Origin of the sequence: Rhodococcus sp. IEGM 1409, from assembly GCF_030056735.1 — a bacterium.
Classification (GTDB): Bacteria; Actinomycetota; Actinomycetes; order Mycobacteriales; family Mycobacteriaceae; genus Rhodococcus_F.
In genome coordinates this window covers 161,914-181,615 of the sequence record NZ_JASHKN010000008.1, presented here as the reverse complement: position 1 = coordinate 181,615, position 19,702 = coordinate 161,914, and the positions used below count along the sequence as shown (strand labels likewise).

Here is a 19,702-nt window from a genome sequence, read left to right as displayed (position 1 = left end):
ACTTCTTCTCTGAGCGGGGATTATTCAGTCGGCCGTTGGTGAAGGGTGAAATTGAGGGTGAAATGCAAAAAATTCGATTGTCGGAAGCAGGAACTCAATGACAACTCCGAGTCAACTCAGACTTGAAGGCCTTCGTGATGGTGTCGCTCCGACGGCAAGGCGAACAGCCAGAATTCCATTTTCGCCGACCACCGCCATTTGGATGGCGATTGCGATCGTAGTTCCGATATACCGCTCGCTGCCCGGCACCGTCACACAGTTATGGGCGATGGCGGTGCTTGTGGTCATCGTGGCCTCAGTAGCGCTGGGACGAGTCGCTCGGCCGCAGTTTGTCAGCATTTGGTTGATGGCCGGCTACGCAGCCCTCGTCGCGACTGTAACGGCGACGCGTGGCAGTGATGTCACCGGAAATCTCTATGTTGGAGTCCAACTTTTCATTGTTCTCGGGCTCGGGATATTTGTGATGGTCGCCAATGTCCAGCGTGATCCGGCTTTTGTCAGGCGTGTCTGTATTGCGTTCATCGCAAGCCAATCGGTTTCTGCTCTGGTCGCCGCCATCCAACTGGCTGGTTCATCCGTCTTCGGATTCGGTGTTGTGAACGGTCGTGCTCCAGGTCTGGCAGGCCATCCGAACGTTCTGGGCATCATGTCCTCACTTGCATTGATTCTCTGCCTGGGGGCTGCGGTGCGAAAGGTAGAGAATCGGCTCGTTCTGGTGCTGATCTCGATCGTGAACGCGGTGGGACTGCTGGCGACCGGTAGTTTGAGTTCGTTGTCGGCCTGCGCGATCGGATTGATCGTCGTGGCGATTTCTTCGCGAGTGAAGATCACCACCATCGCCAAGAGTTTTGTCGGTGCCGCCATTCTCTTCTGGATCGCAATCACCTACACCGAGTTCGGCAAGCACCTGGAGACGCCGGCCGATCGATACCTTCAGGTCACCGGCCAGACCAAAGCGGTCAGCACACTCGAGATCCGTAACGACACTTACGGATTCGCGTGGGACGCGATTCGTGCGCATCCGCTGTCCGGAGTCGGTTTGAACTCGGCGAATGCTGCCTCGTTCGACAACGTCACAGTCGTTCACAATGTTTTCCTACGATCCTGGTACCAAGGCGGGGTGGTGCTTGCCCTTGCCGTGGCACTGATCATCTGCGCGACGGTCCTGGTCGCGTTCAGATCGATGAAGTCCGGCAAGAACGCTGCCGCGGCCGGCGTGCTGGTCTCGATGATGACATTCGCTCTGACATCGGCGTTCTTCGAGCAGGCCTACTACTGGCTACCAGTCGTACTCGCCTTTGCATGTTTGTCGACGGAGAGTGATCGGACCGCAAGCTCCAAAGCTCAACCCGCGCAACAAGCGTTGATCGGGAATTGAGGTTACGTGTTCAAGCCATGGAAGGTCTTCTCCCAGTAAGACGGGTTGCGTATCAACTGATATGTGCCTTTGATGGCTGCGATGCTCATCAAGACCCAGTAAAGCGGAGCGGTCAGGCAAGCTATCAGCAGCATAGGATTTCTCGTCTCTCGGCATGCCACCAGGTTCATGTAAAGGACTGCGGCGTTACCGAACACGAGTGACACGAGGGCGGGAAAATAGACGTAGTTGGGAAACACGTCGTGGATGACCTCGGGCTGGCCGAGAATCCAACCCAGACTGATCAGCCAGAACGCCATGTTCAGTGTCGCCACAATGGGTGTCCCCGCCATCAAGATGGTGAAGCGTAGAAATCCGACTGCGCCGAGTCCGCGCCATAGTTTCAACGGTTGACGCATATGAACCAACCAAGTCTGCAGGTAACCCTTGTACCAGCGTGAGCGTTGGCGGATCCAGTTGATCGTGTCGCTGTTGGCCTCTTCGAGCGTCGTCGAGTTCAGAACTGCGGTCCGGTAACCGCTCTCGGCGATGCGGACTCCGAGGTCTGCATCCTCGGTGACATTGAAGGGATCCCAGGCGCCGATCTCGTCGAGCACACTTCGGCGAAGATGATTGGACGTGCCACCCAAAGGAATTGGTGATTGACTTCGCATCAGACCGGGGAGGATGAAGTTGAACCAGAGTGCGTAGTCGGCCGTGAACCATGCAGTCAACAGATTCTGAGTTCCGTTGTGAAACGCTAGTTTCGCCTGCACACACGCAGTATTCGCTGGAAGCTTCGCGAAAGTCGCTATTACGCGGCGTAACTGAAGAGGATCCGGAGAGTCTTCGGCGTCATAGATGGTGATTATCTCGCCGGTCGAGAAGTGCAATCCGTAGTTGCAGGCTTTGGGTTTGGTACGTGGATCTGCAGCGGGGACCTTCAAGATGCTCACCACTTCATCGACTCCGGCGGCAGTTGCAGCGTCGATCGTGACAGCGTCATCCTCTTCGAGGAGCAACAGCACTTGCAATTTGTCCGAGGGGTAGTCGATCGCGCGCATGGCGGAAATCAGGTCCCCGACTACTTCCGGTTCGTTGTACGCCGGAACAAGGATTGTGTAGTGCGGGAGATCTTCATCCGAAAGTGCGCTTGCCTCTTGATCGCTGATCGTCACAATCGAGGAAGCATCCAAACCTCGTGTGAACAACACAAGTCGATCCACCATCGCCCACACGTACCCGAGCGTGCACACCAATGTGAGAACGATGAGCGTGGGAGTCAGGAAGAAGACAAGACACGCGATTGTGATCGCGAGAATCGCGAGCAGGATGTTGCGCTGCCATGGATAGAACGCAACTGATGCCGATGAAATCGGTTTGCGTTCACGCAATCCGTTCACAGCTTCGTGGAGTGCGGCTCGTTTGAATTCCTCGGAGCTTTCGTTCTCAACCGAGAGATTGGGAATTACCACTTCTGTGCCTCCACGACAAGCCTTCCGAGTGACTGGAGCATACCTAGATCCTTGTACTGAGATTCACTGTCCACCGTCGATATCCGGCCTCTGAGTAGAACGGCCAAGGTGTTGCTTCCATTCGACGCCATCGATGGTTTCGGTTCGGGGAACAAGGCATTCGGTTCATGATTATCCACCGTCAAGAGAGTGACGCGCTGTGCGGCGCCGTCGCCACGTGTCCACACGAAATTGAGGTTGCTCCAGGTGAGGAGGAGGGAGTCGTCGACAACGGTGTACATTTCTGCGACCACCCCACGGCTCAACTCAACTCGTACCGTTGGGCTGACACGTGCATTCTGGAGATCATAGGTTGTGTTGCTCGGATAGACAGCCAAAGTGGATGGGCGACGCACTTGAACAACGTCCATTTGGACGGTGCGTGGGCGCATTTGACTGTCCCATGCAGGGTTGGGCGTGTCAGCACGAATCGTCTGGCGAGTGAGTGCCGAAGTGGAACCGAAGTACTTTCTAGGCCAGTCGTATTCGTTGGTCGAGATTTCGCGCCAGCCAGCGGGGACTATGAGTCGTGGATCAGACGTCGCCGGCGGGCCTACCGAGACCGGAACGTTCTGTGCGGTGGGTACTGGCGTAAAGAACATCACAATCGCTGCGGCGAACACCACCAGGATCGTCCAGTTGCTGGTTGACGTCGAAGGATTTCGGAGCGGACGCTCGAACGGCTTCCACGACTTTCCGCGTCGCTCGTAGAGGTAGAAGAACCCGCCTACCAGCAATGCGCTACCTAATGCCGGTAGCAGCTGGACGCTGAACAACGGTGCAGTCGGGTACTGACGTGAGAGGTAGTAGACCAAGCCTGCACCCAAGACGGACGAGCCGACGAACCCGGCGAATCCCCTTCTCCACGTTCGGCTGACGGCGATCGTCGTGGCGGCCGAAGCGACCAGCACCATGATGATGCTGTAGTCGAATCGTGTGCCGCCGAGTCCAGTCGCCAACGTGCGGTAGATGAGCGGAGCCAGGAGGATCGGAACAACCCATATTGCCCAGTAACGATTCACTGGACGTAACCCGAACATGAGAACCGCTGCGCTCCAGACAAATACCCAAGCCGCGATTACATCGATATGCATCAATTCGTAGTTCTCGGCAAAACGTGGCATGAGGAGTGCCTGCAACCCCAGAGAGACCAGTAAGCCGATACCGCCGACAATCTTGTCCGTCTCACGATCATGGATCGGGAGGTCCGGGCCTCGTCGTAAATCTGTTCCGACGGCAGCTATCAGGCACAGCAGGGGGAGGGCGAAAACGTATCCGATGGCCGTACCACTCGCAGTGCTCCTCCACAAATTGGTCCAGGTAGGCCAGAAAGCAAAGATTGTCGCGGCTGCAATCATCAGCCAACGGACTGTGAGGCGGGGGATAATTCCCGACTGCGTGCGTATGTCGCGAATCTTCAAGATATGTAGTCCTATTCGAACTGGTCGTCTACTCGGGCTGTGCCGGCCGTGCCGGCTGGTGTGAGCATGTGTCAACGAACACGACTTTTGTCGACCTTACGTGATCGGTCACAAGGTGCGAATCCGAACACCCACCGATGCGGAACGACTGAAGCCGGGTAGAAATCTCATATAGTGGGACGAATGAAAAATTCATTTCAGAAGTGGGTTTGTCGCGAACTGGACAAGCGACCTGATCTTGTTTCAGGGGTGCTACCTGTATCAGCAAGGGCTGTATGGCTATTCGCCTTCGAATTGCACATCAAATCGGCAGTAGGGACCAAGATCCCTGCCGGGGACGTAGGTCCCCAACGGCGCAGGCACCTTCTGTCGGCGAAAGTCATTGCGTCGGCTACCGATGGAAATGATCCTCTATCCAGGCGGTATCTGAAATGGGATGCACCGTGGCAACCGCCTACTGGTGAGTAAGGTCCTTCTGTTTGATGCACTTTCGACGAAGTAACGCGAAAGTTGCTTCTGAATCGATCTTTCGCCCCGTTACTCCGGTCGAGCTGCGTCCGAAGGGCAAGACGCAAAGCGCTTGCGCTGCGGTCAGATTGGAATGGTCGGGGGTGTACGCGGCTACGGGCCTGAACTGGGGCGACTTTGCGTTTGATCCTGCGCGCGGACAGTGCTGAAATGTAATCCACTCGGAGCGTGAGAGCGTTCCGATTCTCGAGGAATTGCACTTTTCGGATCGAAGCGGGCAATTTGCTGTTCCAGCGTATTGCTCAGATCTGATGAATCACGCTCAACACCTGTCAACGACATACGAATTCAATGACGCACAGATTCCACGAATGAGGAAGGGACTGATCACGTGACGGCGCTCGACGTGTCCACGCTGGGCAAGAACAAGCACACGCTTCCCCGTGCAGTGCCCGACCTCCGCAGCGGATCGACTTCACGGCGGGAATGGGAAACGGCATACCGCAGGAGACTGTTCCTGGGCGACTCGGTGATCATCGTGGGGACAGTTTTCCTGGCTCAGTGGCTACGGTTCGGCGGAGACGGCCGTGCGGTGAGCTCCGGCATCCTCGGGCAACTGAGTTACACCGGTGTGTCAATTGCGTTGGCGGCAATGTGGTTATCGTCTCTGGGCATCTTCCGCACTCGATCGATCCGTGTGATCGGCAGCGGCCCCGAAGAGTACAGACGAATCTTCGTAGCGACAGTGCGCCTCTTCGGACTCATTGCGATTGTCAGTCTTCTGCTGCAGTTGGACATCGCGCGGCTCTATCTGGCCTTTGCATTCCCGGTTGGCCTGACGGCGCTGATGGCGAGCCGCTGGATCTGGCGAAAGGTCATCGCGCGGAAGCGGTCTCGAGGTGATTTTCAGACATCCGTGTTGGTTGTAGGGAGCCCCGTTGCAGTCAAGAAACTGGCCCAAACCTTCGAACGAGCTCCCGGCGACGGTTACCGGGTAGTGGGCGTCTGCCAACCGAGTCAACTAGGTCGTCGCGACAGAGTCATAGTCGTCGACGGCAACGAAATACCGGTCCTCGGGGACGAGCACGACGTGACCGACGCGCTCGACTTGGTCGGTGCCGATGCGGTGGCGGTCACTGCGACGGAACACCTCGGGTACGACGGTATGCGGAAACTGGCCTGGGATCTGGAGTGCAAGGACGTTGATCTTGTTGTGGCACCTGGAATCCTGGACGTTTCCGGTCCCAGACTTTCGATGCGGCCGGTGGCCGGTCTTCCACTGATTCACGTCGAACGTCCGCGCTACCACGGTGCGCAACGGTTCGCCAAGACAGCATTCGACGTCGTCTTCGCGTCTGTCATTCTCATCCTGATCAGTCCGGTGTTGATCGTGACGGCGTTGGCAGTGAAGTTCACCAGTCGGGGTCCTGTGCTCTATCGGTCAGAGCGAATGGGATTGGACGGTGTTCCTTTCCCAATGCTGAAGTTCCGATCGATGGTTCAAAACGCCGACGCTCAGGTCGACAGTCTCCTGTCGGACAACGAGGGCGCCGGCGTCCTGTTCAAGATGCGTGACGATCCTCGGGTTACCAAGGTAGGGCGTGTCATTCGAAAGTTTTCGATAGACGAGTTGCCCCAGTTCGTCAACGTGCTCCGTCGCGAGATGAGTGTGGTTGGCCCAAGGCCGCCGTTGAGGCGTGAGGTAGAGGCGTACGACGGGGCCGTGAAAAGGAGACTGCTGGTCAAACCAGGGATCACCGGTTTGTGGCAGGTGAGTGGGCGCTCGGATCTTTCGTGGGAAGAAACCGTTCGACTGGATCTGTCCTATGTCGACAACTGGTCGATGGTTGGGGACGTCATGATCGTCGTGAAAACGCTCAAAGCCGTAATGGCAAGTGACGGCGCTTACTGATCGGTTCTGTCAGTCTTTCGTATTCAAATCGCGAATCCGATTCGCCAGTCCCGGTGAATGCAGCCTGGGATCCGAAGTAAAGGGAATTGCGCAATGCACACTGACCAATCGGTCATACTCGATGAGAACTTTGGGGGAACCGTTTCGATGTCATCGTCGAAATATTCGATGTACTTGGCGGTAATTCCAACATATCGGAATCCGTGCATCGAAGTGTTGCGCGAGATGGAAAATGGCAATCTCCGTATTCTTGCTTCTGACTACGGATTGGATCCTACGGTTCGAACTGGTATCGACAAGGATTTCTATGAGCGAGTTCGACGGATCGGAATCTTCGGTGACAAGGTTCTTCTACAGGTTGGCTCCTGGAGAAATCCGCTTTCTGCTTCCGTGACCATCCTGGATTTGAACCCTCGGAGTCTCACAGCGTGGGGTATTTTAGCCCTTCGACGAATTTTGCGACGCCGCACTTTGGTCTGGGGTCATCTTCATCCCAGAGAAGGTTCTTCGTCGAAGACGGCATTTCTTCGACGGACGATGCGCCGGTTGTCTCAGGGAACTATTCTTTACGGGTACGCCAGCGTAGTCCCGGCCAGGGGTGAGATACCGGGCCAGCCAGTTTGGGTAGCGCCGAATTCTTTGTACAAGCGCACTGATATCAACGCCGAGAACGCCACTGAATCGCGTAAGTCAATAGTCTATGTTGGTCGATTGGTTGCCGAGAAGAATGTGGATCAATTGGTTCCGGCTTTCCATCGATCGGGCCTCAAAGACGAGGGTGCCGTGTTGGAAATCGTAGGTTTCGGAAATGCCACGGAAACGATAGAGAGGCAAATTTCAGATCTCGGTCTCGAAGAATCGGTTGTTCTGCACGGACGTATCGAAAGTCCCGTCGAACTTGCTGAAATCTACGCACGATCAATCATGTCGGTCTCTCCAGGATACGTCGGATTGAGTGTCACTCAGAGCCTGGGATTCGGAGTCCCGATGCTGTACCCCGAGGATGCCCCGCACGCTCCTGAGATCGAGCTTGCCGTAGTCGGTCCGATGCAGAGTTACTCGCCGACGACCGAGGAATCGCTGGCCGTGGCACTACGAGATTACTTTCTGTATCTGGTCTCCAATCCCGTATCGGCAAGGGAAATATCAACGAAGGTTGGAGAACTCTATTCCGCTGAAACGATGGCATCGGGTATCTCTGCTGCGTTGAGAGGTCAGGTCGTTGAATTCGACAAAGACGGATGGCCTAAGGAGATGGTCGCACGATGAGTAACCGATCCCGCTTCCCATCAGGGGTTAGGCGAGCCCTTCGAGGAATCATGAACGGGCTCGCAATATCGAACGGAAATGTTTCAGTAGGACGCGACTTCAACGCCGGCCGTGGGGCAATCATCAGTGCGCCTCACGGATTGAATATCGGCGATAATGTCAGTGTCGGGCCTCGGACTGTTATCCAAGTAGACGGTTCGATCGGATCCCACGTCATGATCGGAATGAATGTCTACATCGTAGGGCGTGAAGACCACGCGATCGACGAAGTGGGTATTCCGATGCTCGCGTCGACGTGGGTGGGGGACCGAGAGCCTGGCGCTCGCGATTCTGTCCAAATTGGAACAGACGTATGGATAGGCGCTTGTTCGGTGATATTGAGCGGTGTGACGATAGGCGACGGTGCCGTGATCGGAGCAGGTTCAGTCGTGACGAGTGACGTCGAGAGTTTCTCTGTGAATGTCGGAGTTCCCGCACGGAAAGTCGGCGAACGATTCGAGAGTGAAACGCAGAGAAGTGCACACCTGCAAGCTGTGCATGGACTGTCGTCCTCAGCGAGCTGAAAAGGGAAATGAGCACGATGGATAATCGGGGAAACAAAATCCTGATCGTGGGAATCAACTATTCTCCTGAGCCAACCGGTATCGCTCCTTACACTGAGGGCTTGGTAAATGCGATAGCGGACGCTGGTGCTGACGTCAGGATGGTGACGGGGTATCCGCACTATCCATTCTGGCGAAAGATGGATGGTTTCTCAGGACTGTCTTCGGTCGAGAAGTCAGAGAATCTGACAGTGCACAGACTCCGTCACTACATCCCTCGGAATCCCAGTTTCCTGAGAAGAATCCTGATGGAGTCGAGCTTCGCCCTGAGGGCGTCCTGGGCGACTCTTTTCCACCGAGCGGACCTCGTTCTGTGTGTAAGCCCGACGCTTTTGTCCTCAGCGGCATTTGTCATCAGGACCAGGCTCTTTCGGTCGCGCACACCCGTGGTGCTGTGGGTGCAGGACTTCTACGGACTGGGCGCGTCCGAGACCGGCCAACTGAGCGGTGGTTTGTCGTCTCTCGTCGATCGAGTTGAATCTTGGATCTTGCGAAAGTCCGATCACGTTGTCGTGATCCATCCGCGGTTTGCGAAGCATGCCCAGGAGAACCTCGGCGTCGATTCGAGCAGCATCACGGTAATCAGAAACTGGACCCATCTCGACCTCTCCCAGTCGGCTTGTGCCCGAGAGGATTCGCGAAGACGATTGGGATGGGCGCCGGAACAGAAGATAGTTCTGCATGCCGGAAACATGGGTGCAAAGCAAGGGCTCGAAAACGTGGTGGACGCCGCGCGTTTGCTCGATGCACGGCAGTCCGACATCAAATTCGTGTTGATGGGGGACGGGAATCAGCGAGCCCATCTCGAAGAGTTGTCCAAGGGATGCGCGGGGATCGAATTCATGGATCCTGTTGGCAGCGAGGACTTCACCGACGTGCTACGTGCGGCGGATGCGCTACTTCTCAACGAGTTGGCCGATCTTCGCAGCATGGCTGTTCCGAGCAAACTCACATCGTATTTCGCCTCAGGGGTGCCAGTCGTCGCGGCTACGTCTGCGGACAGTGCGTCGGGCGAAGAGATCGCCCTGTCAGAGGCGGGAGTACGCGTTGACGCCGGCAATCCGGAGGCATTGGTTCGTGAAATAGAGATGTTGGTGTCTGACCCCGCCCGTTCGGAGCAACTCGCGCGAAACGGGAGGGCGTACGTGCACGAAGTACTGTCTCCCGGTTCTGCCACTATCGCGTTCGGTGAACTGTTCGACAGACTTGTCAACCGAGCGAGTTCGCCGACTCGACTGACGGAAGCCCGAGCGCGGTGACCCACCCACAGCTCTCCCTCGGCGAATTCACCGGGGCAGGATATGACAAGGGACGTCCGGCGTCAGTGCAGATCGCCTGGCTCGCGGTAGCACCACTGTTCCGGGCCTGGTTCGTGCCGGCACGCATGCGGGTCGCCATTCTCCGACTGTTCGGCGCTCGGATCGGCGAGGCAGTCCTGATACGGCACGGCGTGAAGATCCATTGGCCGTGGAAGCTGTCGATCGGCGATAACACCTGGGTGGGTGAGGGAGCGTGGATCCTCAATCTCGAACCGGTGAGCATCGGGTCGAACAGTTGCGTCTCGCAGGACGTTTTCCTGTGCGCGGGCAGTCATAGCAGAAAATCACGGACTTTCGAGTTCGACAACGGGCCGATCGTCATCGGTGATGGCGTATGGATTGCGGCCAGATCCACCGTCCTCCGTGGTACGTCGATCGGTGACCACTCGGTGATTGGCGCGAATTGCCTTGTCATATCGGATGTTCCGGCGAGGGCAATTGTCCGTGCCCCGGTCTCGGCGATCGGACGAGCATGAGAAGCGCACGGCCGCATTGCGCTGGAGTCGCACAGTCGTTCTACCACCTGGTTGGTGCCACGTGAAGGTGATGACAAACCCCCTGGTGGTGCAGTTCACCGGAATCGCCGGCGGACGTCTCGTCGGTGCATTGATTCAGGCATTGAGCATGGTTCTCCTCGCTCGCATCTCCGGTCCGTCCGGCTTTGGAATCTTCGCTGCGGCATATGGCGTCGGACTGGTGCTTCAAACCGTTCTGAACTTCGGGTTCACCCCATTTCTGGTTCGAATCCGTGCGTTGGGTGACCAGGAAACTCTCATCGCTTCGACTTTGGAGTTCTCGCGCCGCGCCAATCTGGCCGTTGGGGCGTTGCTGGCAATGATCGCGGCTGTGGCCTCGGTCTTCGAGCCGAGGCTCTGGTTCGTTGTGCCATTGGCAGTGTGGGTTGTCCTGGACAATTACGTCGAGACGCTGCTTTCGCTACCACTCGCTGACGGGAATACCTGGCAGAACGCCGTATCGTTGCTCCTTCGTCGAGCACTTGCCCTCGTCTTTGTCGCGGCCGCTTGGCTCTCGGGTGTCGATGCAGTGCTCTGGTATTCAGTGGGTCTCGCGTTCTCTTCGATGATCGCTGTCTTCGTGGCCATTCGGCTCGGACCGGTAATCACCCGTATCAGATCGAGGCGATCGTATACGTCGATTCTTCGCAAGTCATCGCACTTTTGGTTGAATTCCGTGGCCACTCAGACGCGTAACTTCGACGTACTGCTGGTCGGACTCGTGACATCCCCGGCCGTCTCCGGAATCTACGGCGTGACTAGTCGTATCACCACTCCACTGCGGCTGATTCCCACTTCATTTGCGGCAGTTCTTATGCCTGCAGCGGCGCGCTCGACGACTGGGCGAATTACCCAGAGCATTCTGCGGCCCGCGATGTATGTGTGTCTTGCCAGCGCGGTGATCTTCGGCGTGATCGCGGCAGTCATACCTGTGGTCGTTCCACCGGTTTTGGGCGCTGCATATGTAGACGCGGTACCGGTAATGCAGGTCGTCTGCTTCAGTTTGATCTTCGCAGCGATCTCGTCGCAGTTGAACGCAATTCTGCAAGGTACGGGCAGAGTTGAAATTGTCTCGTACATAACTGTTTTGAGCACGTTGATCTGCCTAGTCGGAATCGTGCTGGTGGCTCCCCGTTACGGGGCGCTCGGGGCGGGATGGTCGCTCTCGCTCAGCTATGTACTTCAAACCGTATTCCTGACCTGCGTCGTTGTCGTTGCAATGAGGAGGGATCCCCATGCGTAGGTTCTTCATGAGTATTGCGGCTGCCCAGGGAAATCTGGGCGACATCGAGATACGCCGAACAGCAGTCGATTACATGCGCGGCCTGGGATTCCGTCCCGTAGTCTTTTCGGGCAGTATGAGCGCGGAGTACGTGGATGCCTTCGATTGGGAACCAACCGACGAGGTCATGAATTCGGGCTTTCGCTTCTGGCGAGCAGTTTTGGCCGATACGGTGCGCCGCAAGCGGGCAGTGATCGTCATGGCGCCTGGGCCTGCAGTTCTGGGAGCTTCGGTCGCGAGCGTCGTCAAACACTCGTTACTGGTGACAGTCTTTGCGGTGCTTCGCATGTTCGGTACACGAATCCTCGTTTTGGGGCGATCGATCGAGGTGCGAAGCTCCTTCGCGGCAGTACCCGAGAAGATCCTCGTCGGCATAGCCGACGTCTACGCGGCACGTGACAAACGGACGTGCGAGTATCTGCGAGGTAAGAGCCGGTTCTATCCCGATCTCGCGTTCCGGGGCAGCGCATCTGACGTAGCGAAGTTGGCGGGCCAAGGATCTGCGGGCCGAGAAATAGCATTGCTTTCGCTTCGGCATGACCGTCCGGTGAACTACGCGACCCTTCGGTCGATCCACACTCAGGTCGAGGCAAATGGTTTGGATCTGATGGCCTGTTGCCAGGTTGTCGAGGACGACAACCACAACCGTGAAGTTGCTGCGACGCTCGGAATTCCCTACGTGGGATGGGACGATGACGTGACCCATCGGCAACAGGAGCTCGCGCTCCGTGCCCTGTACGAGCGCGCGGCTGTGACGATCAGTGACCGACTCCATGTTTTGATCCTGAGCGCTCGACGTGGATCGATACCGGTGATGTCGGGCAGCAGTTCGGTACCGAAGCTGAGGGATTCGCTGGAACCGGTACTCGCGCCGCAGGCATCGTGGATGGACGACTCGACGGGTGGCAGCTTGAATCTCGGGCACGACGAATCTGCCCGAATCTTTCACGGAATGGATTCCGCTGCCGCGGAACTGGAGGATTTGAGGTCGCGGATCAAGGGGGCAGTAATGCCGTGAGGGTTTCTCAGTTCTGGTTGTGGGGTCGGTACTCCCACACAACACATTTCGGCCGATGACTATCCGCAGACGAGTATCTGCTTCGAGGACGGGGTTTCAAGTGAAACGCGCACTGATTACCGGAATTACAGGCCAAGACGGTTCATACCTGGCCGAGCTGTTGTTGAGCAAGGGATACGAGGTCCACGGACTCATTCGTAGGTCGTCCACGTTCAATACAGCTCGGATCGATCATATGTATGTAGATCCCCACACCCCGGATGCAAAACTGTTCCTCCATTACGGAGATCTCAGCGACGGGGCGCGTTTGGTCACCCTTCTCGCACAGATACGCCCGGACGAGGTCTACAACCTCGCGGCGCAGTCCCATGTACGGGTGAGCTTCGACGAGCCTGAACATACCGGTGACACGACGGGAATCGGGTCGATCCGGTTGCTCGAAGCAGTTCGAATGGCAGGGCTCGAATGCAGGTTCTACCAGGCGTCCAGTTCCGAGATGTTCGGTGCGACACCACCTCCGCAGGACGAGCAGACCCCCTTCTATCCTCGGTCGCCGTATGGCGCTGCGAAGGTCTATTCATATTGGATCACGAAGAACTATCGTGAGGCATACGGGATCTTCGCGGTGAATGGAATTCTGTTCAACCACGAATCCCCTCGCCGTGGTGAGACGTTTGTGACCCGCAAGATCACGCGAGCAGTCGCTCGAATCAAAGCGGGCCTTGAAAGTAACTTGTACATGGGCAATCTCGATGCAATTCGTGACTGGGGTTATGCGCCGGAGTACGTAGAGGGAATGTGGAGGATGCTTCAGGCCGACGAACCGGACGACTATGTTCTCGCGACTGGCGGCAACTATTCAGTCAAGGACTTCCTGACGGTGGCCTTCGAGCATGCCGGGCTGAACTGGGAAGATCACGTGCGCTTCGATGAGCGCTATCTCCGCCCGACGGAAGTCGATGCGTTGATCGGGGACGCCGGAAAGGCCGAGCAGAAGCTCGGTTGGAAGGCGACAGTGCATACCCCCGAACTGGCTCGAATCATGGTCGACGCGGACATCGAGGCGTTGACATGTGAGGGCAAGCCTTGGATCGATCGTCCGAACCTGGTGGATTGGGAGCACGCTCGATGACAGGAGAGAACGTGCAGCGGCCGCTCGATCGGAGCGAGCGTGTGTTCGTCGCGGGCCATCGTGGGCTCGTAGGTTCAGCGATTTGGCGTCGTTTGGAAGCCGACGGTTTCAATCGCCTTGTCGGTCGCACGTCCGCCGAACTCGATCTTCGTGACCGCGGTGCAGTGTTCGAATTCTTCGCCGAGGAGAGGCCGAAGAACGTGGTTCTCGCGGCAGCCAGAGTGGGCGGGATCTTGGCGAACAGCACACTGCCGGTGGACTTTATCTCCGACAACCTTCGCATTCAGGTGAACGTGATGGATGCGGCGGCCGAGTTCGATGTCGAGCGCCTGCTATTCCTCGGGTCATCCTGCATCTACCCGAAGTTCGCTCCCCAACCGATTCGCGAAGAGTATCTGCTGACCGGTCATTTGGAGCCGACCAACGATGCGTATGCGATCGCAAAGATCGCCGGAATCCTGCAGGTGCAGGCTGTTCGCAAGCAGTTCGGGCGTCCGTGGATTTCCGCGATGCCGACCAATCTCTACGGCCCTGGTGACAACTTCTCTACCAAGGGCTCTCATGTGCTGCCAGCACTCATCAGGCGCTTCGACGACGCGCGCCGTGAGGGAGCGGCGTCAGTTGTGAACTGGGGTAGCGGGACCCCACGGCGTGAGTTTCTTCATGTCGACGACATGGCGGATGCCTGTCTTCATCTGCTCGACCACTATGACGGAGTTGAGCACGTCAACGTGGGTACTGGCGAGGACCAGAGCATCGCGGAGATCTCCGCGATCGTGGCGGACGAGGTCGGGTTCGGCGGCGAGATCGAATGGGACCACACGAAACCTGACGGAACGCCGCGGAAGCTGCTCGACATCGGGAAGCTTCGAGATTTGGGTTGGCAGCCCAGGATTGACTTGCGTGTGGGGATCGCATCGACTGTGGAGTGGTATCGACAGAACGTCGATTCGATCAGGACATGAAGTACTACAGCATTATTCGACGTAAAACCGACTTCGACAGGCAGACATCGTTATGACTTCTCGTATTGCGGTATTCGGCACCGGCTACCTGGGCGCGACACACGCAGCATGCATGGCCGAGTTGGGTCACGAGGTTCTCGGCGTCGATGTCGATCCGAACAAGCTCGCTATGCTCGAAGCTGGGGAGGTTCCTTTCTACGAGCCAGGGCTCGAGGAAGTGTTGCGCCGCAACATAGCCGCGGGACGTCTTCGGTTCACGTCTTCCTACGAGGAGGCCGCAGAGTTCGCGGACATCCATTTCCTCGGCGTCGGTACGCCTCAGAAGAAGGGGGAGTTCGCGGCCGACATGCGCTTTGTCGATTCGGTGATCGAGTCCCTCGCACCTCTCTTGACCAGGCCGGCCGTCATTTTCGGAAAATCGACTGTGCCAGTGGGTACTGCCGAGCGATTAGGTGCGCGGGCGCGTGAGCTGGCGCCTGCAGGACGAGACGTCGAGGTGGCGTGGAACCCGGAATTCCTCCGGGAAGGCTACGCGGTGAAGGACACGCTTCACCCGGACCGGCTTGTGCTAGGGGTAGACCGCAATCGACCTGGACGTGCAGAATCGGTTGCGCGTGAAGTATACGAGCAGCTCTTGAACGAAGGTATCCCCTTTGTTGTCACCGACCTTGCCACTTCGGAGTTGGTCAAAGCATCAGCCAATGCCTTTCTGGCGACGAAGATCTCGTTTATCAATGCGATCTCGGAGGTATGCGAGGCCTCGGGTGCGGATGTCACCGTTCTTGCCGATGCCATCGGCCACGACGAGAGAATAGGCAGGCGATTCCTCAATGCCGGGATCGGTTTCGGTGGCGGCTGCTTGCCGAAGGATATCCGTGCTTTCATGGCACGCGCGGGTGAATTGGGGGCAGACCAAGCACTCACCTTCCTGCGCGAAGTCGACAATATCAACATGCGCCGTCGTACACGGATGGTCGAACTGGCTCGTGAAGCGTGTGGCTCGCTGCTCGGAGCCCGTGTGGCGGTTCTCGGTGCCGCGTTCAAACCTGACTCCGACGACGTTCGTGACTCGCCGGCACTGAACGTCGCGGGTCAGATTCAACTGCAAGGCGCTGCCGTCAATGTCTACGATCCAAAGGCAATGGGAAATTCGAAGGCTTTGTTCCCCACCCTCACCTACACGTCGAGCGCACTTGAAGCGTGCGCAGGGGCTGATGTCGTCCTGGTCCTGACCGAATGGACCGAATTTCGAAAATTGCTGCCGTCGGACCTCGAAGCAATCGTGCGCAAGAAGGCGATCATTGACGGGCGCAATTGCCTGGAACCGAGCACCTGGCGCGACGCGGGGTGGACCTATCGAGGGCTCGGAAGACCGTAAATCTTTGAAACCAGCCGTAAATCGTCGAAACCATCAGTGGGCGAAGCCTGGTGCGAGTCCACCCTCGGGTGGATTCGCCAAGGATCGGGACCAAGGTCCGTCAATAGATGAGCTGTGTCGGCGCGGCACTGAGTTTGCGTCCGGCCGATGGTGCCGTGGTGTGGAATAGAGCCTTGTTCTACTGGTGCGCAGCAGCTTTCGATCTAGTGGTCCGTGAATGCACCTGGGTGGACTTTGGTCCTTACCGTCAATTGGCCGTGGGCGATCCTCGCTCGGACGGCGAGATCGAATGTGGCTGCACAGCTGCGCCGAATTGTTGTTGCGGTGGTGAAAAGGTTAATGACACAGTAGAGTTCAGCACAGCTGTTCGTAGTATTTGCTCCCAACTCGGACTGAATGCATGCGCTGGGGTCGCCGCAATGCGGTCTCGGCGAGCAAGGCTGGTACAGGAGACGTGGGAGAGGGCCCTGATGTCCACTGCCTCGAGCCCGTCGCTACGCCTTCATGTGTCGGCCGCGTCGTGACATGCCTTGAAGGAACGCGAACCTGCTCGTTCCGAACACAAAATCACACTATGTGTGTGCGATAGAAGATTGGCTGCCTCGTTCAGCCTGGATTGAGTGCAGCGGCTCGACAAGCGGCTGTCGATTACTACTCGAAGACGTGATTCGTGTTCGAGCCGAAGGAGATTCGACGATGGATGTACGGGACTACCTGAAGATTCTGCAGGCACGGTGGAAGATAGTTGCTGTCGTCACTGTAGTCGTGATCTTGGGTGCATTGGGCGCCTCGTTGATTGCCACACCGATCTACCAGGCTTCCACACGCCTGTTCGTGTCGACTTCTACCGGAACAACCGTGAACGAGGCTTACCAAGGCAACCAGCTCTCGCAGCAGTTGGTCACTTCCTACGCCAAGCTCCTTACCGGCGAGACACTGGCACAGAGGACGATCGATTCAGTCGGGCCGGATCGGCTCGGCGGGCTTTCCGCTGCGGAGATTTCGTCGAAGGTGACCGCCACATCGGCACCGGAGACAGTACTTCTCGACTTGAGCGTGCAAGATGCGTCGCCTGAACTGGCTCGAGAAATTGCCAATGCGCTGTCGGACGAATTTGTCGTCATGGTCAAAGATCTGGGTACGCCCGCCAACGGTGGCACGGCGCCTGCGCGCGTCGTTGTGGAGCAGCGAGCACAAACTCCCGCGGAACCGGTCTCGCCGAAGACGTCGCGGAACGTGGCACTGGGTGCCGCGATCGGTCTTCTGCTGGGGATCGGGTTAGCGGTGGTGCGTGACCGCTTGGACAACACTGTCAAAGAACGAAAGACAGTCGAGGACGTCGTTGGTGCGGCGATGGTGGGAACAATTCCGTTCGACAAGGAACGTGAAGTTCATCAAGCGATCAACTTCCACGAAGGCAACTCCGCCAGTGCCGAGGCATACCGTGAACTACGAACCAATTTGCAGTTCCTGGCAGTGGATCACCCCCCGAGTGTCATCGTCGTCACGAGTTCGCTTCCCTCGGAGGGCAAGACTACGACCGCCGTCAACATCGCACTCGTGCTGGCCGAGGCGGGCAAGAAGGTATGTCTCGTCGAAGGGGACCTTCGTAAGCCTCGTGTGTCGAAGTACCTCGGACTAATCGGAAGCGTCGGGCTCAGTTCGGTCCTGGCCGGGCAAGCAGATCTGGACGACGTGCTTCAAGTTACGAGCAATGCGGACCTGACGGTTCTTGCCTCGGGTCCGATTCCTCCGAACCCGAGCGAATTGCTGGGGACTGACACTGCCCACGCAGTTTTTGCTGATCTCCGCAGAAGGTTCGACTACGTCATCATCGACGCCTCGCCGTTGCTTCCGGTTACGGATGCTGCAGTTCTGTCTGCTCTAGCTGACGGCGCACTCGTCATTGCTCGTCATGGTTCGACGAAGAGGGAACAGTTGAGCAGGGCGGTGGGCAACCTCCACAGCGTGGGTGCGACGATTCTCGGCACTGTCATAACGATGACCCCGCTGAACGGTCGCGGGGTTTACGAGTACAAGTACTACTACGACTCCGATCCTGTTGTGGCTGACATACCTGTAGGAAGTTCGTCCGGCGCCAGTGCCAGCGCAGTCAACGAAGTGCGGGCTCCGTCGACAGTCAACTGAACGGGTCGAGTACTGACCTTTGTTTCACTCGCGTCGCGCTAACGGGCCCCCGAGAAATGCTCGGGGGCCCGTTAGCTTTCCAGCGACTCCGGTAGCCCCGGCCGTGTTGGCACGGGAGGCGATTACCCGTCGCAGATACTTCGATCTTCGAACCGGACCCGACTGGAGATGCCCGTGAGAGTATCGCCGGTCGGGTCGTCGGCGTTCGGATCCGTTTTTGTCTGTTTGCCGGGATGCCGGTGTCGGCCCCATTCCGTACTTGGAGGGTGCCGCGTGTCCGCAATCTTGGCGGCGCGGTATTCCTGTTGCGTCGAGACGCGATGACGTTGGGACCGAGCAGTTTACGAAATCAGCCGACGTGCCCTTCTTTTTGTAGGGCCGATGGCAACGGGCCAGGTATTTGCGGTAGCAGCCTCCGCGCATTGCAGCTTCGGGTCGGTGGTCTGTCAAGTATTGCGAATGATGTTGTACTGCAATCTTTTCCGATATGCGGGCTAATCGCTTGGTAGGTATGCCCCCAATTCGTCGAAGATTTCGTCTTCACATATCGCGTGGCGCACCCAGCGGCGAAGTGTCGGACGATCGTTCGGAATTGCCGTGCAGCCGGACGGGCGATGGTTCGATTTGCAGAGGGTTTATCAACCGCGTGCGGGTTTCCGCTCAAACGTGGAGTCCAATTGGTCAGGCAATGAAAACTATAGGTACGCAATGCTAATGGTGAAGCATGCGCGTACTTGCCTGCTTGGAGGGTGAATAACGACGCCGTCTCGAGGGCGTAATGCGTACGAGTACAGCTACTCCTGCGAATCGGACAAGTCGCTACCGCAGTTGACCGCGGTGACGTCGCTCAGCCCTCACCGAAGCGAAGTCGGCTGAGCAGCGGGCCCACGAGATCGGCGATCTGAAGTCCGATCTCGTGAAAGAGTCTCTCTTCCTTACCCATCGGATCTGTGACGTCCTCGGGCTCGGTGGCACGAAAACGCGGTCTGGCGGCGGCCAGATCGTCAACACTGCCGGCGTCGGCGAGCGTGGCCAACCGTGCGGCTTCTCGAAGGGTGAAGGTGCGCTTCAGTCGCGTCGGAGCCATCGCCAGGACTTTGTCCCGGTGACTTTCGGTCATCGTGAGAATGAGATCGGCATCGGCAGCCAGCACCGTCGTCAGACGTCGGGCTTGAAACTCTCCGGGGTCGCCGCCGAGACCCGCGAGAACCCGTGCTGCAGTCGGCTCGATCGGGTGTCCGACCATCGCCCGGGTGCCGGCACTCGAAGCGGTGAAGCCGGTGGCCCCGGCTTCGGCGGCGTAGGCACGCGCGAGGCGTTCACCGGTAGGTGATCGGCAGATGTTTCCCGTACAGACAAAGAGAACGTGCATGGCAGAAGCATAGGTCGCAGGCGCGACGCA

15 protein-coding genes are annotated in these 19,702 nt (G+C 57.6%); 12 read left to right on the top strand and 3 right to left on the bottom strand.

The window, feature by feature from the left end:
• The first annotated feature begins 202 nt into the window (after positions 1–202).
• A complete protein-coding gene (locus QM716_RS20845; RefSeq protein ID WP_283305988.1) occupies positions 203–1,378 on the top strand; it encodes an O-antigen ligase family protein in 1,176 nt (391 codons plus the stop codon).
• A gap of 2 nt (positions 1,379–1,380) precedes the next feature.
• On the opposite strand, the gene QM716_RS20840 is transcribed toward QM716_RS20845, so the two are convergent.
• Complete coding sequence (locus QM716_RS20840) at positions 1,381–2,832, bottom strand: glycosyltransferase (RefSeq protein ID WP_283305987.1); 1,452 nt, start codon at positions 2,830–2,832, stop codon at positions 1,381–1,383.
• Complete coding sequence (locus tag QM716_RS20835; protein ID WP_283305986.1) at positions 2,826–4,292, bottom strand: hypothetical protein; 1,467 nt, start codon at positions 4,290–4,292, stop codon at positions 2,826–2,828. The genes QM716_RS20840 and QM716_RS20835 overlap by 7 nt, the downstream gene beginning before the upstream one ends.
• 859 nt (positions 4,293–5,151) lie before the next feature.
• Here QM716_RS20835 and QM716_RS20830 point away from each other — a divergent pair.
• The 11 genes from QM716_RS20830 (at position 5,152) to QM716_RS20780 (ending at position 18,300) form a co-directional block, all read left to right on the top strand.
• Positions 5,152–6,672, top strand: coding sequence for a sugar transferase (locus QM716_RS20830; RefSeq protein ID WP_502942104.1), 1,521 nt, complete (start codon positions 5,152–5,154; stop codon positions 6,670–6,672).
• A 93-nt stretch (positions 6,673–6,765) separates the two neighbouring features.
• The gene (locus QM716_RS20825) at positions 6,766–7,941 is read left to right on the top strand and encodes a glycosyltransferase (RefSeq protein WP_283305985.1); all 1,176 of its coding nucleotides are present in this window, start codon (positions 6,766–6,768) and stop codon (positions 7,939–7,941) included.
• Positions 7,938–8,504 carry an acyltransferase gene (locus tag QM716_RS29275; protein WP_349307359.1) on the top strand — a complete coding sequence of 189 codons (567 nt, stop codon included), beginning with the start codon at positions 7,938–7,940 and terminating at the stop codon, positions 8,502–8,504. The genes QM716_RS20825 and QM716_RS29275 overlap by 4 nt, the downstream gene beginning before the upstream one ends.
• A gap of 8 nt (positions 8,505–8,512) precedes the next feature.
• The gene (locus tag QM716_RS20815) at positions 8,513–9,802 is read left to right on the top strand and encodes a WcaI family glycosyltransferase (protein ID WP_349307358.1); all 1,290 of its coding nucleotides are present in this window, start codon (positions 8,513–8,515) and stop codon (positions 9,800–9,802) included.
• Positions 9,799–10,338 carry a DapH/DapD/GlmU-related protein gene (locus QM716_RS20810; protein WP_283305983.1) on the top strand — a complete coding sequence of 180 codons (540 nt, stop codon included), beginning with the start codon at positions 9,799–9,801 and terminating at the stop codon, positions 10,336–10,338. Before QM716_RS20815 ends, QM716_RS20810 begins: the two co-directional genes overlap by 4 nt.
• A gap of 70 nt (positions 10,339–10,408) precedes the next feature.
• Entirely contained in the window at positions 10,409–11,620 is a 1,212-nt protein-coding gene (locus QM716_RS20805; RefSeq protein ID WP_283305982.1) for a lipopolysaccharide biosynthesis protein, read from the top strand.
• Complete coding sequence (locus QM716_RS20800; RefSeq protein ID WP_283305981.1) at positions 11,613–12,677, top strand: polysaccharide pyruvyl transferase family protein; 1,065 nt, start codon at positions 11,613–11,615, stop codon at positions 12,675–12,677. Before QM716_RS20805 ends, QM716_RS20800 begins: the two co-directional genes overlap by 8 nt.
• Before the next feature lie 100 nt (positions 12,678–12,777).
• The gene (gmd, locus tag QM716_RS20795; protein WP_230816379.1) at positions 12,778–13,809 is read left to right on the top strand and encodes a GDP-mannose 4,6-dehydratase; all 1,032 of its coding nucleotides are present in this window, start codon (positions 12,778–12,780) and stop codon (positions 13,807–13,809) included.
• A complete protein-coding gene (locus tag QM716_RS20790; RefSeq protein WP_283305980.1) occupies positions 13,806–14,774 on the top strand; it encodes a GDP-L-fucose synthase family protein in 969 nt (322 codons plus the stop codon). The genes gmd and QM716_RS20790 overlap by 4 nt, the downstream gene beginning before the upstream one ends.
• 52 nt (positions 14,775–14,826) lie before the next feature.
• The gene (locus QM716_RS20785) at positions 14,827–16,152 is read left to right on the top strand and encodes a UDP-glucose dehydrogenase family protein (protein WP_283305979.1); all 1,326 of its coding nucleotides are present in this window, start codon (positions 14,827–14,829) and stop codon (positions 16,150–16,152) included.
• A gap of 696 nt (positions 16,153–16,848) precedes the next feature.
• Positions 16,849–18,300, top strand: a complete 1,452-nt coding sequence (locus tag QM716_RS20780; protein WP_283305978.1) for a tyrosine-protein kinase domain-containing protein — start codon at positions 16,849–16,851, stop codon at positions 18,298–18,300.
• Positions 18,301–19,147: 847 nt separating this feature from the next.
• On the opposite strand, the gene QM716_RS20775 is transcribed toward QM716_RS20780, so the two are convergent.
• Complete coding sequence (locus QM716_RS20775; protein ID WP_283305977.1) at positions 19,148–19,672, bottom strand: arsenate reductase/protein-tyrosine-phosphatase family protein; 525 nt, start codon at positions 19,670–19,672, stop codon at positions 19,148–19,150.
• Positions 19,673–19,702 lie beyond the last annotated feature (30 nt).

Coding starts and splice junctions, on each gene's coding strand:
- QM716_RS20790 (WP_283305980.1), top strand. CDS start 13,806: ATGACAGGAGAGAACGTGCAGCGGCCGCTCGATCGGAGCGAGCGTGTG.
- QM716_RS20775 (WP_283305977.1), bottom strand. CDS start 19,672: ATGCACGTTCTCTTTGTCTGTACGGGAAACATCTGCCGATCACCTACC.
- QM716_RS20815 (WP_349307358.1), top strand. CDS start 8,513: ATGAGCACGATGGATAATCGGGGAAACAAAATCCTGATCGTGGGAATC.
- QM716_RS20845 (WP_283305988.1), top strand. CDS start 203: ATGGCGATTGCGATCGTAGTTCCGATATACCGCTCGCTGCCCGGCACC.
- QM716_RS20780 (WP_283305978.1), top strand. CDS start 16,849: ATGGATGTACGGGACTACCTGAAGATTCTGCAGGCACGGTGGAAGATA.
- QM716_RS29275 (WP_349307359.1), top strand. CDS start 7,938: ATGAGTAACCGATCCCGCTTCCCATCAGGGGTTAGGCGAGCCCTTCGA.
- QM716_RS20805 (WP_283305982.1), top strand. CDS start 10,409: ATGACAAACCCCCTGGTGGTGCAGTTCACCGGAATCGCCGGCGGACGT.
- QM716_RS20825 (WP_283305985.1), top strand. CDS start 6,766: ATGCACACTGACCAATCGGTCATACTCGATGAGAACTTTGGGGGAACC.
- QM716_RS20785 (WP_283305979.1), top strand. CDS start 14,827: ATGACTTCTCGTATTGCGGTATTCGGCACCGGCTACCTGGGCGCGACA.
- QM716_RS20800 (WP_283305981.1), top strand. CDS start 11,613: ATGCGTAGGTTCTTCATGAGTATTGCGGCTGCCCAGGGAAATCTGGGC.